General features: G+C 73.3%; 16 protein-coding genes. 1 reads left to right on the forward strand and 15 read right to left on the reverse strand.

What is annotated here, in order from left to right; all coding sequences use genetic code 11:
• Position 1 precedes the first annotated feature (1 nt).
• The 14 genes from BLS99_RS14665 to BLS99_RS14730 form a co-directional block, all read right to left on the reverse strand.
• A complete protein-coding gene (locus tag BLS99_RS14665) occupies positions 2 to 991 on the reverse strand; it encodes a GGDEF domain-containing response regulator (RefSeq protein WP_091050973.1) in 990 nt (329 codons plus the stop codon).
• Positions 992 to 998: 7 nt separating this feature from the next.
• Positions 999 to 1,694: a ribulose-phosphate 3-epimerase gene (rpe, locus tag BLS99_RS14670; protein ID WP_091050977.1), complete on the reverse strand. Its 696-nt coding sequence runs from the start codon at positions 1,692 to 1,694 to the stop codon at positions 999 to 1,001.
• A 75-nt stretch (positions 1,695 to 1,769) separates the two neighbouring features.
• The gene (locus BLS99_RS14675; protein ID WP_091050981.1) at positions 1,770 to 3,122 is read right to left on the reverse strand and encodes a glycoside hydrolase family 6 protein; all 1,353 of its coding nucleotides are present in this window, start codon (positions 3,120 to 3,122) and stop codon (positions 1,770 to 1,772) included.
• Positions 3,123 to 3,267: 145 nt separating this feature from the next.
• Complete coding sequence (locus BLS99_RS14680; RefSeq protein ID WP_425432615.1) at positions 3,268 to 4,713, reverse strand: RsmB/NOP family class I SAM-dependent RNA methyltransferase; 1,446 nt, start codon at positions 4,711 to 4,713, stop codon at positions 3,268 to 3,270.
• Positions 4,674 to 5,594: a methionyl-tRNA formyltransferase gene (gene fmt / locus BLS99_RS14685; RefSeq protein WP_091050988.1), complete on the reverse strand. Its 921-nt coding sequence runs from the start codon at positions 5,592 to 5,594 to the stop codon at positions 4,674 to 4,676. Before fmt ends, BLS99_RS14680 begins: the two co-directional genes overlap by 40 nt.
• On the reverse strand, positions 5,591 to 6,142 hold the full coding sequence (gene def / locus BLS99_RS14690) for a peptide deformylase (RefSeq protein WP_091050991.1): 552 nt from the start codon (positions 6,140 to 6,142) through the stop codon (positions 5,591 to 5,593). Before def ends, fmt begins: the two co-directional genes overlap by 4 nt.
• Positions 6,143 to 6,359: 217 nt before the next feature.
• The gene (locus tag BLS99_RS14695) at positions 6,360 to 7,067 is read right to left on the reverse strand and encodes a twin-arginine translocation signal domain-containing protein (protein ID WP_091050995.1); all 708 of its coding nucleotides are present in this window, start codon (positions 7,065 to 7,067) and stop codon (positions 6,360 to 6,362) included.
• Complete coding sequence (locus BLS99_RS14700) at positions 7,064 to 7,768, reverse strand: hypothetical protein (protein WP_091050998.1); 705 nt, start codon at positions 7,766 to 7,768, stop codon at positions 7,064 to 7,066. Before BLS99_RS14700 ends, BLS99_RS14695 begins: the two co-directional genes overlap by 4 nt.
• The gene (locus BLS99_RS14705) at positions 7,768 to 8,526 is read right to left on the reverse strand and encodes a hypothetical protein (RefSeq protein WP_091051002.1); all 759 of its coding nucleotides are present in this window, start codon (positions 8,524 to 8,526) and stop codon (positions 7,768 to 7,770) included. The genes BLS99_RS14700 and BLS99_RS14705 overlap by 1 nt, the downstream gene beginning before the upstream one ends.
• A gap of 2 nt (positions 8,527 to 8,528) precedes the next feature.
• Complete coding sequence (locus BLS99_RS14710) at positions 8,529 to 9,401, reverse strand: ATP-binding cassette domain-containing protein (RefSeq protein ID WP_091051006.1); 873 nt, start codon at positions 9,399 to 9,401, stop codon at positions 8,529 to 8,531.
• Positions 9,398 to 9,763: a GntR family transcriptional regulator gene (locus tag BLS99_RS14715; RefSeq protein WP_091051011.1), complete on the reverse strand. Its 366-nt coding sequence runs from the start codon at positions 9,761 to 9,763 to the stop codon at positions 9,398 to 9,400. The genes BLS99_RS14710 and BLS99_RS14715 overlap by 4 nt, the downstream gene beginning before the upstream one ends.
• Positions 9,764 to 9,889: 126 nt before the next feature.
• Positions 9,890 to 10,531 (reverse strand): response regulator, encoded by a 642-nt coding sequence (locus tag BLS99_RS14720; protein ID WP_091051014.1) that lies wholly within the window; start codon positions 10,529 to 10,531, stop codon positions 9,890 to 9,892.
• Positions 10,528 to 11,745 (reverse strand): sensor histidine kinase, encoded by a 1,218-nt coding sequence (locus BLS99_RS14725; RefSeq protein WP_091051017.1) that lies wholly within the window; start codon positions 11,743 to 11,745, stop codon positions 10,528 to 10,530. Before BLS99_RS14725 ends, BLS99_RS14720 begins: the two co-directional genes overlap by 4 nt.
• A gap of 112 nt (positions 11,746 to 11,857) precedes the next feature.
• Positions 11,858 to 12,337: a VOC family protein gene (locus tag BLS99_RS14730; RefSeq protein ID WP_091051020.1), complete on the reverse strand. Its 480-nt coding sequence runs from the start codon at positions 12,335 to 12,337 to the stop codon at positions 11,858 to 11,860.
• 105 nt (positions 12,338 to 12,442) lie between these two features.
• Between BLS99_RS14730 and BLS99_RS14735 the strand changes: the two genes are divergently transcribed.
• Positions 12,443 to 12,793: an iron chaperone gene (locus BLS99_RS14735; RefSeq protein WP_091051024.1), complete on the forward strand. Its 351-nt coding sequence runs from the start codon at positions 12,443 to 12,445 to the stop codon at positions 12,791 to 12,793.
• 233 nt (positions 12,794 to 13,026) lie between these two features.
• On the opposite strand, the gene BLS99_RS14740 is transcribed toward BLS99_RS14735, so the two are convergent.
• Positions 13,027 to 14,256 (reverse strand): MFS transporter, encoded by a 1,230-nt coding sequence (locus BLS99_RS14740; RefSeq protein WP_091051027.1) that lies wholly within the window; start codon positions 14,254 to 14,256, stop codon positions 13,027 to 13,029.
• Positions 14,257 to 14,302: the final 46 nt, after the last annotated feature.

Below are 14,302 nucleotides of genomic sequence, written 5' to 3' on the forward strand. Positions count from 1 at the left end.
GTCAATGCTCGTTCGTCCAGAAGACGGGCCGGCGTCCGGTCCGCCCGGGCGCGCGGCCCTCGGGATAGGCGACGTAGTTCCCCGAGTGCGACTTCGCGACGCTCTTGAGGGCCGTGGCCTCGGCGACGGCCTCGTAGGCGTCGCTGAAGCGGCGCTGGGTGGAGAGGGCGACGCCGATCGAGAGCGTGGGCAGGCGCGAGCGGGTCATGCGCCGCGAGGTGCGGTCGGCGTGCTCGATGTAGCCGCGCTCGGCGTCGGCGGGGTCGCAGAGCTGGCGCACGCGGCGGGCGAAGTGGTCGTTGAGGAAGCCGGTGACGGCCTCGGCGTGCTCGGGGACGCACAGGATGGTGAAGTCGTCGCCGCCGACGTGACCGAGGAAGACCGGGGCGGCGCCGGCGTCGCCGGCCGCGGCGTAGACGCATTCGGCGAGGGCGCGGATGAACTCGTCGCCGCGCACGAACCCGTAGACGTCGTTGACGGCCTTGAACTGGTCGATGTCGATGTAGCACAAGGCGAACGGGTCGCCGCGCTTGATCCAGGACTGGAGTTCGCGCAGGATGCGGTCGTTGCCGGGCATGCCGGTGAGCGGCGAGGACTCGCGGACCTCGCGGTGGCGGCGGATCGCGGAGTCGATGCGCGCGGAGACCTCGGCGGGGTCGAAGGGCTTGGCGATGTAGTCGTCGGCGCCGGCCTTGAGGCCGGCGATCTTGTCGGCCGAGGAGGGCTGGGCGCCGAGCAGGATGATCGGCAGGCTCGCGGTGGCGGGGTCGGCGCGCAGCTGCCGGGTGAGGGCGAGGCCGTCGATGAACGGCAGGTCGGCTTCGAGCAGGACGATGCCGGGGCGGCGCAGGGCGATCCCGGCGAGGGCTTGGTAGCCGTCGCGCGCGAGCGCGGTGTCGAAGCCGTCGGCCCGCAGCCTCGCGGCGAGGAACTCCGCTATCTCGGGGTCGGCGTCGGCGATGAGGACCAGGTCAGGGGTGGTGGGGGCCATGCGCGGCTCAATGGGGTGATCGGGCCGCGTCGGCGCGGGCGCGCAGGCGCCGGGCCGCATCGGCCGGATCGTCAGCGCCGTAGACGGCGGTGCCGGCGACGAACGCGTCGGCTCCCGCCTCGGCGGCGGCCGCGATGGTGTCGTCGGCGATGCCGCCGTCGACCTCGATCCGCAGCTCGAGGTGGCCGGCGCGCGCGTGGGTGCGGGCGGTGCGGACCTTGTCGAGCATCGCGGGGATGAACTGCTGGCCGCCGAACCCGGCCTTGATCGTCATGATCAGGAGCGTGTCGAACTCGGGGAGGAGGTCCAGGTAGTCCTCGACCGGGGTGTCGCGGTCGATGGCGAGGCCGGCCTTGGCGCCCGCGGCGCGCAGGTCCTTGGCGAGCGCGGCGGGGTCGGCGGCGGCCTCGGCGTGGAAGGTGACGTTGTACGCGCCCAGTTCGGCGTAGCCCGGGGCCCACCGGGCGGGGTCCTCGATCATGAGGTGGCAGTCGAGCGGGATCGCGGTGGCGGCCTTGAGGGACTTGACGACCGGTGGGCCGAGCGTGAGGTTGGGGACGAAGTGGTTGTCCATGACGTCCACGTGGAGCCAGTCCACCGCGCCCTCGACCGCGTCGGCCGCCTCGGCGAGGCGGGCGAAGTCCGCCGCCAGGAGGCTCGGTGCGATGACGGTGTCGGCCTGCGCCGCTTGGAACTGTGCCACACGGACAGTGTAGGTCGCGAAACCGCGACGCAGGCCGGACACCTGGTGCCTTCTGTGGCTCAGGTCAGTTTTCCGCTAGCACGGCACGTCGAAGTCGGCCGCGGGGCCGGAGGCGACGAAGCCGAACAGCTCCTTCGTCTGGCCCGCCCCGACGGCGGCGTTCCAGCCGACGTCCCGGGCCGTGACCGTCGATCCCGAGGTCGTGAGCTGCGTGTTCCAGCTCGACTGGACGGACTGCGAGCCCGGCCAGGTCCAGGAGACCGTCCACCCGTTGACGGCGGAGTCGGCGGTCATCGAGACCTTGCCCTGCCAGCCGTTGTTCCACGAGGACACGGTGTCGATGTGGACCGTGCAGTCCCCTGAGGGGCCGCCGGTGGTCGGGTCGTCCGAGGTCGGGTCGTCGGAGGTGACCGGGTCGGTCGGCTCGACGTCGCCGGGCCAGCCGGAGCCGGCGTTGTTGGCGAGCTGGTAGGCGAGGTCGGGGATGAACTGGCCCGCCGCGCCGGCGCAGCCGTCGGCCTCGCCGGGGAGCTTGACCCACAGGTACGCGTCGATGCCGGCGACGCCGGTCGCGGTGGTCGGGAACTTGCCGATCGCGCGCCCGGGCGGGTCGCACCAGTCGTTGGGGTTCGGCGGGTTCAGCGGGCCGTTGCCGTTGCGGCTGGTGTCGATCACGGCGGTCTTGCCGGAACCGACGATGCCGCGGACCTGGTTGGCCCAGGAGGTGGCCTCCTCGGTGGTGCGGTAGTTGGAGACGTTGAGCGAGAAGCCGTCGGCGTTCTGGATGCCGGCGGCCTGGAGGCGGGAGCCGGCGACGCTGGGGGTGAGCCAGGCCGAGTTCCCGGCGTCGATGTAGACCTTGGCCGCGGGGTCGGCGGCGTTCAGCTTCTGGGCCGCGTAGGAGAGCGAGGCGTTGATCTGGGCCCGCTCGGTCGAGTTGTAGCAGTCGTGCGCGATCACGTCGGGTTCGAGGATGATGTACGCGGGGCCGTCGATCTGGGCCGCGATCTGGTCGATCCAGCCGCGGTAGACCTCGTGGCTGGACGCGCCGCCGCCGGAGGCGCCGCCGCAGTCGCGGTTGGGGATGTTGTAGACGACCATGATCGGGGCCGCTCCCGCGGCGGCGGCGCCGTCGACGACGGCCGAGACCTGGGCCGCGATGCCGCCGGTCGGGTTGGTCTGGGTGAACCAGGTGCCCGCGGGGGTCTCGGCGATCCGGTCGCGGATCATGTTGGCGCGCGAGTCGCCGGGATTCTGGGCGACCCAGCGGGCCGCCGCCGTGTTGGGGTTCGTCCACAGTGCTTGCGCCTGCGCGGAGACGTCCTGCGCGCCCGCGTTGGGGCTGAGGAGGAGGCCCGCGCTGAGCGCGGCGGCCACGGCGGTGGCCGTTGCGGCGACGATCGCGGCGAGGCGCTGCCGTCGTTTCATCTGGTGCTCCTTGGGGTCTAGGTGCCGGTAGCCCGGAGTACATTCACTTATGTCAATGTATGGTAGCGCTTCCAATTCGGGCACTTAAGCGGCATCACCCGGCAAAAGGGCAGGGCTCCGCCCCCACGGCCTTCGAACAGTGGTGTTAGCGGTTGCCGGTCTTGCGCAGGAGCGCCATGAACATCGCGTCGGTGCCGTGGCGGTGCGGCCACAGCTGCACATAAGCCCCTCCGGCACTGTCGCCGCGCGACGAATCGGGCACCCGGTCGAGGAGCCAGTCGGGACGCACCAGCTCCGCTCCCCCGGCCTTGAGCACCGATTCCACGGCCTCCGAGGTCTCGTCGAGGACCGGCGAGCACGTCACGTACGCGACCAGGCCTCCCTTGCGCGCCAACCGGAGTCCTGCCGCGAGCAGCTCGCGCTGGAGCGGCACCAGCGCGTCCAGATCCGACCTTTGCTTGCGCCAGCGCGCCTCCGGGCGGCGGCGCAGCGCGCCCAGCCCCGAGCAGGGCGCGTCGACCAGGACGCGGTCGGCGGTGCCCGGCTCGCCGAACAGGCGCCCGTCGCCGGTGTGGACGTTGACCGGGAGTCCCCTGGCGGCCTTGGCGACCAGTTCGGCGCGGTGCGGCTGGACCTCGACGGCGTCGAGGTGCGCGCCGCGCTGGGCGGCGAGCGCGCCCAGGAGTCCGGTCTTGCCGCCGGGGCCGGCGCACAGGTCGATCCAGGCGGCGTCGGGGCCCTCCAGGGGCGCCTCGGCGAGGGCGACGGCGACGAGCTGGCTGCCCTCGTCCTGGACGTGCGCGAGGCCGGTGGCGACGGACTTGACGCGGCCGGGGTCGCCGCCGGGCAGGTACACCGCGTACGGCGAGTACTGCCCGTGCAGGCCCCCGCGGGTCTCGCGGGAGAGGTCGCCCTTGGTGATGCGGCCGGGCTTGGCGCACAGGTGGACCGGCGGGGCGGCGTTGTCGGCCGCGAGCGCGGGCGCGAGCTCGTCCGGCCCCAGGACGGCCTCGAACTCGCGGGCGATCCACTCGGGGTGGGCGTGGCGCAGCGAGAGGTCGTGGAGGCGGTCGCCGGTGGCGAGCTCCTCGCACCACTGGTCGAGGTCCTTGGCGGCGACCTTGCGCAGGACGGCGTTGGCGAGCCCGGAGACGCGGGGGCTGACGGCGGCCTTGACGAGGCTGACGGTGGTGGCGACGGCCGCGTGCGCGGGGATGCGCATGTACAGGAGCTGGTAGGCGCCCAGGCAGAGGGCGTCGAGGAGGTCCTGCTGGAGTTCGCGCACGTCGCGCCCGGAGGCGGCGGCGAGGATCGCTTCGAGGGTGCCGAGGCTGCGGAGGGTGCCGTAGGTGAGCTCGGTGATGAGCCCGGCGTCGCGGCCGGTGTGCCCGGTCTCGTTGATCATGCGCGGCAGCACGATGTTGGCGTACGCGTTGTCGGCGGTGACGGCGCGGATCGCGTCGAAGGCGATGCGGCGCGGGTTGACGGTGGGGCGCGGGGCCTCGTCGTCGTCGCGGCGGCGCCGGCGGTCGTTGCGGGGCCTGCTGTCGCTCATGCGAACCTCGGTGCGGTCTGGAGGCCGCGGCCCCACGATGCGGCGTCCATGGGCTTCTTGCCCGCGGGTTGGACCTGGCCGAGCCGGACCGCCTCGGTGGCGGTGCCGACGTGGACGGCCTTCTTGCCCACGGCGACCTCGCCGGGGGCGAGGCGGGGCGCGTCGGGGTCGGGGGTGACCGGGCCCAGGCGCAGGCGCTGGCCGTCGAGGTCGGTCCAGGCGCCGGGGGCGGGGGTGACGGCGCGGACGCGCCGGTCGACGGCGAAGGCGGGGTCGGTCCAGCGGACGCGGGCGTCGTCGACGGTGACCTTGGGGGCGTAGGAGATCCCGTCCTCGGGTTGGGGGGCGCCGGTGAGGGCGCCGACGTCGAGGCCGTTGACGACGTCGAGGGTGAGGCGGGCGCCGGCGACGGCGAGGCGGTCGAGGAGGTCCCCGGCGGTGTCGCGGGGGCCGACGGGCTCGGTGAGGCGGCCGTAGACGGGGCCGGTGTCGAGGCCCGGTTCGAGCTGGAAGACGCAGGCGCCGGTCATGGTGTCGCCGTTGAGGACGGCGTACTGGACGGGGGCGGCGCCGCGCCACGCGGGCAGGAGCGAGAAGTGGAGGTTGATCCAGCCCAGGCGCGGGATGTCGAGGGCGGCGGGGGGCACGAGGGCGCCGTAGGCGACGACGGGGACGAGGTCGGGTGCGATGGCGCGCAGGCGGTCGAGGAACTCGGGCTCGCGCGGCTTGGCCGGGGTGAGGACCTCGACGCCGTGCTCGTCGGCCCAGGCGGCGACGGGCGAGCGGTGGAGCCTGCGTCCGCGCCCGGTGGGCGCGTCGGGGCGGGTCAGGACGGCCGCGACCTCGTGGTCGGACGCGTGGAGGGCCGCGAGGGTCGGCAGCGCGACCTCCGGGGTCCCGGCGAAGACGATCCTCATCGCTTGAAGAACACACCCTTGGAGTCGTGGGGGGTGACTTTGACTTTGACCTCCTCGTTGTACCAGTCCTGGGACTGGATCTCGGTGAGCGCGGCCTTGCGGCGCTCCGAGTCGAGGCGGTCGATGAAGATGATGCCGTCGAGGTGGTCGGTCTCGTGCTGGAGGCAGCGGGCCATGAGGCCGGTGCCGACGATCTGGAGGGGGTCGCCGTACTCGTTGAAGCCCTTGGCGACGACGTTCTGGCGGCGCACGGTGTCGAAGTACAGGCCGGGCAGGGACAGGCAGCCCTCGGGTCCGTCCTGCTCCTCCTCGTCGGGGAACTCCAGGACGGGGTTGACGATGTGCCCGACGACGTCGTCGACGTCGAACGAGAAGACGCGCTTGCTGACGCCCAGCTGCGGTGCGGCGAGGCCGGCGCCGCCTTCGTCGCGCATGGTGTCGAGCAGGTCCTTCACGAGGTTCCGCAGTTCCTTGTCAAAGGTGTCGACGTCCTCGGCCGCGGTGCGCAGGACCGGGTCGCCGAAGATGCGGATGGGCTGGATCGACAATGTGCTGACCTTCCGGTGCGTGTACTGGCCGTTCACCAGTGTCCCATTCGCCTGCGCTGCGCGGTGCGGGGTCGGCGGGCCGTGTGGCGCGTCTCGGCCCGGGCGGCTGCGGCGGGGGGCCGGTGGTGAGCAGGAGGCCCGCGACGACGCCCGCCGCGATGCACGCGGCGACCACGAGCATCGGGAACGGGACGTCGGCGAGGAGGAGGCCCACGGCTCAGCCCGTCCTCGGCCGCATCGGGGCGCGGCGCAGGAGCGCCCAGGCGAGGGCCGCGAAGAGCACGGCGCCGGCGGCGTCCACGGGGACCAGGGAGAAGCCCTCGATGGGCAGGGAGAGCATGACGCCGTCCTTCTGCGGGACCTCCCCGGCGAGGCCGAGCGCGCCCCAGACGGCGACCTCCCGGAAGATCACGGCGGCGAAGACGAACGCGGCGGCCACGGCTCCAGCGGTGCGGCTGGTGAAGCGGGCCATGACGGCGCCGGCGGCGGCCCCGCAGGCGAGGTAGAGGGCGGGCCGGGCGAAGGACTCGGCGACGGTGCCGCCGTAGAAGACCGCCTCATCGGGCGCGGCGGTGAGGTCGATGTAGAGCAGGCCGAGCTGGGTGAACGCGGCGGTGGCGAGGACGGCGGCCGCGCCGTGCAGTGCGGAGGCGCCCAGGAACTCCCGGCGGGTGACGCCGACGGCGACCATCCGCGGGTAGAGCTGCTGGGTGTGGCTCCAGCCCAGGCCCGCGGCCATGAGCGGCACCGACATGAGGACGAAGGTCGCGAGCTCCCCGCCGCCGCCGGTGGCGGCGCGCAGGAGCGCCGATCCCGCCGCGGCGGCGGCGAACGCGATGAGGGTCCACAGGCCCCAGGTCTTCGCGGCCCGCGCGGAGAAGGCGGCGGCGAGCCGGAGCGGGCGGCGTGCGAGGGTCGCGGTCATGTCCGGCTCCTGACGGGGAGGGAGCGGAGGACGGCGGCGGTCCCGGCCGCGAGGACCGCGATCACGGCGAGGCACACGCCCAGCCACAGGGCGAGGTCGCCGCCGGAGCCGAAGAACCGGAACTCCAGGGCGAGGACGCCCGCGTAGTGGCCGGAGGCGGCCGCGACGACGACGATCGTGAACCAGTGGCTGCCGCCGAAGCGGATCGCCGAGGCGCCGATGAGCGCGCCGGAGAGGAAGTAGATCGGCGTGATGAGCAGGTAGCGGGCGCCGCCCGCCAGCGTCCCGGCCCACGTGTCGACCGGCTCGGCGAACGCGGCGAGCAGGGCGTGCTCGGCGAGGGCCCCGGCGGTGACGACCGCGGCGGTCGCGACCGAGGCGAGGAGGCCGAAGATCATGTAGGCGGTGGTGATCTCGCGGCGGGTGACGCCGCGGGCGACCGTCCCGGGCAGGTTCTGGTAGAACCACATGCCCGCGACGCTGGCGACGAACCACTGGAAGACCGTGGCGGTGATCGACCACAGGCCCGTCTCGACCGCGTCGTGGAAGAGCACCGACAGGAGCGGGGTCGCCACGACCCAGGCGAGCACGATCCAGCGCAGCCAGCGCGCGGATCCGAAGAAGAGGGACAGGCCGAGGCGGTAGCGGCGGCGCGCGAGCCGCGCGGTCGCGGCGGCGGCGGTGTCGTCGAGGGCGGCCATCACGCCTGCTTCGATCGGAGCGGCACGTCGATGAGGAGGCGGTACGCGGCGGCCGCGAGGCCGGCGGTGGCCAGGACGATCGCGGCGACGATGAGCCGGCGGTCCCACCCGTCCATGAACAGGCCCAGGAACCCGGCCCAGCCGGGGCCGACCGGCTCGGTGTCGAACAGGCCGTTGTCGAGGCTGAACACGATCGGGACGATCGGCACCAGCAGCAGCCAGCCCGACGCCTCCCAGCGGTAGGACGCGGCGCCGATGACGGTGCCGGCCGCGAAGTACACCAGGTACAGCAGCGGGTAGGACGCGCCGAGCGCGACCGTGTCGCCGAGGGAGCCGATGGGGGCGATGACGTCGTGGGCGTCGATGCCGTGGGACCAGTCGAGGGCGCCGTAGAGGTAGCGCTCGGCCACGAGCCCGGCGAAGGCGATCGCGCCGAGGAGCGCCGACCACAGGAGGCCGAAGACGCCCATGGAGACGGCGAGTTCGCGGCGGGTCAGGCCCGCGGCGATCATGTTGGGCACCAGCGAGTACACGAAGCCGCCGCCGACGAACGCGGTGAACCACTTGCCGACGTTCGCGGCGTAGAACCAGGCCGAGAGCCGGATGTCGTTGAACTGGGCGATGAACAGGGGCAGGGCGACCGACAGGATCACGGCCGCGATGAGCCAGTACCGGAAGTACTTGAGCCCTTCGAGCGCGAAGCCGGCGCCGAGCGCGTAGCGGCGGGTCGGGAGTCGCAGGTTGGCGGGGGCGGACATGGTCAGGCTCCGGTTCGGTTCGGGTCGGTCAGGTGGATGAAGAGGTCCTGGAGGCCGACCGGGCCGACCTCGATCCCGGCGGCGGCGGCCCGCTGCCGGGTGCCGGCGTCGAGCGCGTCGGCGACGGTGATGCTCTTGGTGCCGCCCAGGCGCTGCTCGGCGAGGGCGGCGAGGCCGAGGGCGTCGACGGCGTCGGCCGGGCCGGTGAGGGTGGCGCCCATGCCCTGGAACGCCTCGATGTCGGCGTGGCGCAGGATGCGGCCGCGGTCGACGATGACCACCTCTTCGAGGTAGTTGGCGACCTCGTCGATGAGGTGGGTGGAGAGGACGACGGTGTGCGGGCGGTCCATGTACTCGGCCAGGAGCTCCTTGTAGAACGCGTCCCGGGTGGGGGCGTCCATGCCGAGGTGGACCTCGTCGAACATGGTGAGCTCGGCGCGGGCGGCGAGGCCGCAGATCGCGGCGAGGACCGAGCGCTTGCCGCGGGAGAGGGCGCTGACGCGCTTCTTGAGCGGCACCTCGAACTGGTCGGCGAGCTTGAGGGCGTACGCCATGTCGAAGGAGGGCCGGATCTGGCCGGTCTCGATGGTGGCCTTGACGGACTCGGTGTCGTCGAAGTCGCCGCCTTCGCGGATGAGGGCGACGCGGGAGACGACCGGGGCGTTCTCCCAGACCGGTTCGCCGCCGACGAGGACGTCGCCGGCGGTGGGGCGGCGGAAGGCGGCGATGAGGCTGAGCAGGCTGGTCTTGCCGGCGCCGTTGCGGCCGAGGAGTCCGTAGATCTTGCCGGCTTCAAGGTCGAGGTCCACGTCGGCGAGCGCGTCCTCGGCCCCGTACTTCAGGGTGACGTTGCGGAGGTTGACGGAGAAGCTCATTTGAGGGCGCCTTCCTGGTCTCTGAGGTAGTCGATGATGTCGGTCAGGGGGATGCCGGCCTGGCGGGCCTCGCGGACCAGGGGGGCCAGGACGCGTTCGAAGAAGCGCTCGCGGAAGTCGGCGGCGAGGCGGTCGCGGGCGTCGTCGGCGACGAACATGCCGACGCCGCGCTGCTTGTAGAGGACGCCCTCGTCGACGAGCTCGCGGAACGCCTTCTGGGCGGTGGCCGGGTTGATCTGGTAGAACGCGGCGTACTGGTTGGTGGACATGACCTTGCCTCCCGGTTCGAGCGATCCGTTCAGAATCTCGGCCTTGATCTGGTCGGCGATCTGCCGGTAGATCGGTGTGCCGTCATCGAACATCTCGCCTCCTAACGTGTGGATTGGTTGATTGGTTCAGAGGTTCATTACTTGACTAACGAACCATAGCACGAAGAAGCCCGGGGCGGGAGGCCCCGGGTCGTGGAAGCGTCCTTGGACCTGCCGTCTTTAGACCAGGCCGCCTTCGTAGGCGGCGATGACGGCCTGGGTGCGGTCGCGGACGCCGAGCTTGGCGTAGACGGCGCTCAGGTGGGTCTTGACGGTCTCGCGGCCCAGGTACAGCTCGGCGGCGATCTCGGCGTTGGACAGGCCCCGGGCGGCGAGGGTGAGCACTTCGCGCTCGCGGTCGCTGAGGTCGCCGATGCCCTTGGGGGCGCTGCGGACCGGGGCCTTGGCGGCGAGGCGGCGGACCGCCTCGGGGAACAGGAGCGCGTCGGTGCGCGCGACCAGGCGCACCGCGGCGAGGAGGTCTTCGAGGCGGGTGCGCTTGAGCAGGAACCCGTCGGCGCCCGCGCGCAGCGCCTCCCACACGTAGTCGTCGTTGTCGAAGGTGGTGACGACAAGGATCTTCGGCGGGGCCGCGAGTTCGGCGGTGATGCGCGCGGTGGCCTCGATGCCGTCGACCTTCGGCATGCGCACGTCCATGAGCATGACGTCGGCCTTCCCGGAGCGGGCGATGGCGAGCGCGTCGATCCCGTCGGCGCCCTCGGCGACGACGTCGAGGTCCGGTTCGGCGCCGATGACGGCGGCGAACCCGGAGCGGATGAGCGCTTCGTCGTCGACGAGCGCGATGCGCAGCGGCGCGGTCATGCGGTCCCTTTCGGCAGTGCGACGCGGACGGTCCAGGTCCCGGGGGCGGCGGCGGTCGGCGCGGTCCAGTCGGCCTCGGCGGTGCCGCCGAGGACGGCGGCGCGCTCGGCGATCCCGATGAGGCCCCTCCCGCCCGGGCGCGGGCGGGGCCGGCGGGCGGCGGGGCTCGCGACGGCCACGGCCACCTCCTCCCCCGCGTCGACCAGGACGCTCGCGCGCGGCTCGTCGGCGTGGCGCAGCACGTTCGTGAGCGCCTCCTGGACGATCCGGTACGCCTCGCGGGAGGTCAGGCGGCCGACCGAGGCGAGGTCGCCGGTGACGCGCAGGTCGACCTCGACGCCGGACTCGGCGGCGAGGGAGGCGAGGTCGGCGAGGTCCTTCTGGGGGCCGCGCGCGTCGTCGCGGTCCTCGCGGAGGGCCCCGATGACGGCGTCGAGTTCGGCGAGGGCGCCGCGGGCGGTCTCGCCGACGGCGGCCATGGCGCGGGCGGCGAACACGGGGTCGGCCTCGATGAGCCGGGAGGCAGCCTCGGACTGGACCACGACCACCGAGAGCGCGTGGCCGACCGAGTCGTGCAGCTCGCGGGCGATGCGGTTGCGGGCGGCCAGTCGGGCGGTCTCGGCGCGCGAGGCGGCGAGCCGGTCGGCCGCGCCCTGCCCCAGCAGGCCCGGCGCGAGCGCCCGCATCCCGGCGGCCGCGGCGGCGACGAGGTAGACCAGGGCCAGGAGCAGGCCCGGCCCGGTGAGCAGGCCCCAGTCGGGGAGCCACCCGACGTAGGCGCCGGTGGGCGCCATGTCGAGCACGGCGCGGGCGCCCTGGATGAGGAGGTAGGCGCAGAAGGGCACGAGCCCGAGCGTGACGCCGCTGAGCGCGCCGCCGACGACCGCGTGGAGGGTGAACCAGCAGCCGGTGCGCCAGCGCGAGTTCCAGGTGCCGTCGTCGGCGGGCGAGGCGAACTCGGCGCCGAGGAGGCGGCGGGCGGCGGTGCGCTCGACCTCGCGGTCGGGCAGGAGCAGCGAGACCGCGGCGGTGAGCGGGATGACGGCGGCGAACACGGCCGGGTGCAGGGCGCCCTCGAAGCCGGCCTCGGGGTGGAACCAGTTGTAGACGATGGCGCCGACCAGCATGAACGGCATCATGAGGGCGCCGCCGAGGATGAGCCACACCCAGCCGCGGTAGGTGGCCCCGGACCGGAGCGGGGCGAGGAGGCGCATGGGGCCATTGTGCCAGCGGACGTTCACGGCTCCAGCCTGCCGGGCGCGCGCGGGCCCCGCCTCCCTCGCGGGGGCGGGGGCGGTCCCCCGCGCGGGGGACCGGGCCGCGCCGCTACGCGCCCTCGTAGGCGTCCTTGAGGCCCTGGAGGTCGATCTTCTTCATGGCGTACATGGCCTTGACGGCGCGCTCGGCGCCGGCCCGGTCGGGCCCGCCGACGTACCGCTCGGCCTCGGTGGACCACACCTGCCAGTTGACGCCCCACTTGTCGGCGATCCAGCCGCATTCGATCTCCTTGCCGCCGTTGGCGAGGAACGCGTCCCACAGGCGGTCGATCTCGTCCTGGCCCTCGCAGTTGACCAGGAGCGACATGGCGTGGTCGTGCTTGGCGGAGTCGTCGCCGTTGATGCCGGTGAACTGCTGCCCGGCGAGCTCGAAGTTGACGACCATGGCCGTCCCGGGCTCGCCGTGCGCGTCCTCGACGAACGGGATGCTCCCGGTGATCCTGCCGTCGTCGAACAGGGAGGTGTAGAACTCGGCGGCCGCCTGGGCGGCCCCGTCGGTGTACCAGATGTTGGTGACGATCTTCTGCATGGTCGGGTCCTTCCGAACTGGTGGCTCACGCCGATTGCACCAGTTGAGACGAGGCGGCGCGCCGGAACTCACCGGATCGCGGCGGGCGGGGGATACATTCGGCGCATGGTGCAGAGCGACGCCGCGACCGTGGACGAGTACCTGGCCGGCCTCCCGGAGGACCGCCGGGCGGCGGTGGCCGCGATCCGGGAGGTCCTGCGCGGGGAGCTGACCGGGTTCACCGAGGCCATGGCCTACGGGATGCCGTGCTTCCGGCGCGGCGATGGCACCGAGGTCGCCTACGCGTCCCAGAAGCGGCACCTGTCGGTGTACCTCCTGCGCGACGACCTCAAGGAGGCGTTCGCCGACCGCCTCGCCGGGCACGACACGGGCAAGGGGTGCCTGCGGTTCTCCACGCCCGCGAAGGTGGACCTGCCGCTGGTCCGGGACCTCGCGCGGGCCGTCGCCGCGTCCTAGACGGGCCGGCGGCCCCGCCACCGACCGCGGCTGGACCCAGAACCTCGGCGCGGCCCTCGCGGGCCTCGCCCCCGTCGAGGTCCGGAGCCGCGACCCCGGTACCGCGGCCGACCTCCTCGAACGGCGCTCGACGCCTACCGCGAGTGCGGCGACGATCTCGGGGAGGCGTTCGTCCGCAGCCGCCTCGCGCACGCGCGCCCTCCAGGGCTTCGCCTGCACGAGGCGATCGGGACCTACGGCAGCGCCGAACTCGCCGGACTGCTCGGCGACCCGCTCGCCGACGGGAACGCGTGACGGCGCGCCCCGAGCGCCACCAGCAGCACCGGGACGCCGAGGACCGCCACGGTCCACGCCAGCGACAGCGGCCCGAACTGCACCAGCAGGAGCCCGCCCAGGGCCCCGCCCGCGGCCGTCGCCGCGTTCCACAGGGTCACGACCACCGCCTGCACGGTGTCGGCGGCCTTCGCGCCCGCCTGCCCGGCCGCGGTCTGGAGCAGCGTCGGCACCCCGCCGTGCCCCAGGCCCCACAGCGCCACGGCGACGTAGACGAGCACCGGGGACTCCGCGGCGACCGCCAGGAGCGTCGCGGCCGCCGCGGTGAGGACCGCGGCCCCGATCGTGAGCCGCCGCAGCCTCCGGTCGATCTGCGCGCCGGTGATCCAGATGCTCGCGATCGACGCGACCCCGAACACCAGCAGCACCCGGTCGACCGCGCCGCCCATCCCGAACCGCTCCAGGAACGCCGCGATGTACGTGTACAGGACGTTGAACGCGACCACGTAGGCCGCGATCACCGCCAGGACCGCCGCGACCCCCGGAATCGCCACCGCGCGCGCCACCGGCGTGCGCTGCCCCGACCGCTGGCCCGGGAAGTCCGGGACCGCCAGCGTGATCCACACGATCGACAGCACCGCCAGCGCCGACATGACGCCGAACGACTCCCGCCAGCCCAGGAACCCGCCGATGAACGTCCCCGCCGGCACCCCGAGCGCCAGCGCCAACGGGATGCCCGCCATGACGATCGCGATGGCCCTGCCCTCCATGCCCTTCGGGGCCAGGCGCCGCGCGTACCCGACCATGAGCGCCCACGACAGGCCCGCGGCCATGCCCGCCACGAAGCGCGCGCCCATCGTCAGCAGGTAGTCCGTGGAGACGGCGGTGACGGTGTTCGCCGCGACGAACCCGGCCATCGCCAGCAGCAGCACCGGGCGCCGGCCCCACCCGGCGGTGAGCGCGGACAGCGGGATCACCGTCAGGGCCGTGCCGATCGCGTACACGGTGACCGCCTGGCCCATCGCGGCCTCGCCCACCCCCAGGCTCGCGCGCATCCCCGGCAGGAGCCCGGCGGGCAGCGACTCGGTGATGACGGTGATGAACACCGCGGTCGACAGCGCGAGGAGCCCGGAGACGGGCAGCCGCTCCCGCGGCGGCGCCCCTGACGGGGAGAGGGTCGTTTGACTCATGTGGAAAAGCGTCTAACCTTGACACTAATGTCAGAGTCCAGTCGGA

Source organism: Glycomyces sambucus (assembly GCF_900102815.1).
GTDB lineage: Bacteria > Actinomycetota > Actinomycetes > Mycobacteriales > Micromonosporaceae > Glycomyces > Glycomyces sambucus.

Excerpts from the sequence above, each read along its gene's own strand:
- BLS99_RS14665 (WP_091050973.1), bottom strand. The coding sequence starts at position 991 with ATGGCCCCCACCACCCCTGACCTGGTCCTCATCGCCGACGCCGACCCC.
- BLS99_RS14675 (WP_091050981.1), bottom strand. The coding sequence starts at position 3,122 with ATGAAACGACGGCAGCGCCTCGCCGCGATCGTCGCCGCAACGGCCACC.
- fmt (WP_091050988.1), bottom strand. The coding sequence starts at position 5,594 with ATGAGGATCGTCTTCGCCGGGACCCCGGAGGTCGCGCTGCCGACCCTC.
- BLS99_RS14695 (WP_091050995.1), bottom strand. The coding sequence starts at position 7,067 with ATGACCGCGACCCTCGCACGCCGCCCGCTCCGGCTCGCCGCCGCCTTC.
- BLS99_RS14700 (WP_091050998.1), bottom strand. The coding sequence starts at position 7,768 with ATGGCCGCCCTCGACGACACCGCCGCCGCCGCGACCGCGCGGCTCGCG.
- BLS99_RS14705 (WP_091051002.1), bottom strand. The coding sequence starts at position 8,526 with ATGTCCGCCCCCGCCAACCTGCGACTCCCGACCCGCCGCTACGCGCTC.
- BLS99_RS14710 (WP_091051006.1), bottom strand. The coding sequence starts at position 9,401 with ATGAGCTTCTCCGTCAACCTCCGCAACGTCACCCTGAAGTACGGGGCC.
- BLS99_RS14715 (WP_091051011.1), bottom strand. The coding sequence starts at position 9,763 with ATGTTCGATGACGGCACACCGATCTACCGGCAGATCGCCGACCAGATC.
- BLS99_RS14720 (WP_091051014.1), bottom strand. The coding sequence starts at position 10,531 with ATGACCGCGCCGCTGCGCATCGCGCTCGTCGACGACGAAGCGCTCATC.
- BLS99_RS14725 (WP_091051017.1), bottom strand. The coding sequence starts at position 11,745 with ATGCGCCTCCTCGCCCCGCTCCGGTCCGGGGCCACCTACCGCGGCTGG.
- BLS99_RS14730 (WP_091051020.1), bottom strand. The coding sequence starts at position 12,337 with ATGCAGAAGATCGTCACCAACATCTGGTACACCGACGGGGCCGCCCAG.
- BLS99_RS14735 (WP_091051024.1), top strand. The coding sequence starts at position 12,443 with ATGGTGCAGAGCGACGCCGCGACCGTGGACGAGTACCTGGCCGGCCTC.
- BLS99_RS14740 (WP_091051027.1), bottom strand. The coding sequence starts at position 14,256 with ATGAGTCAAACGACCCTCTCCCCGTCAGGGGCGCCGCCGCGGGAGCGG.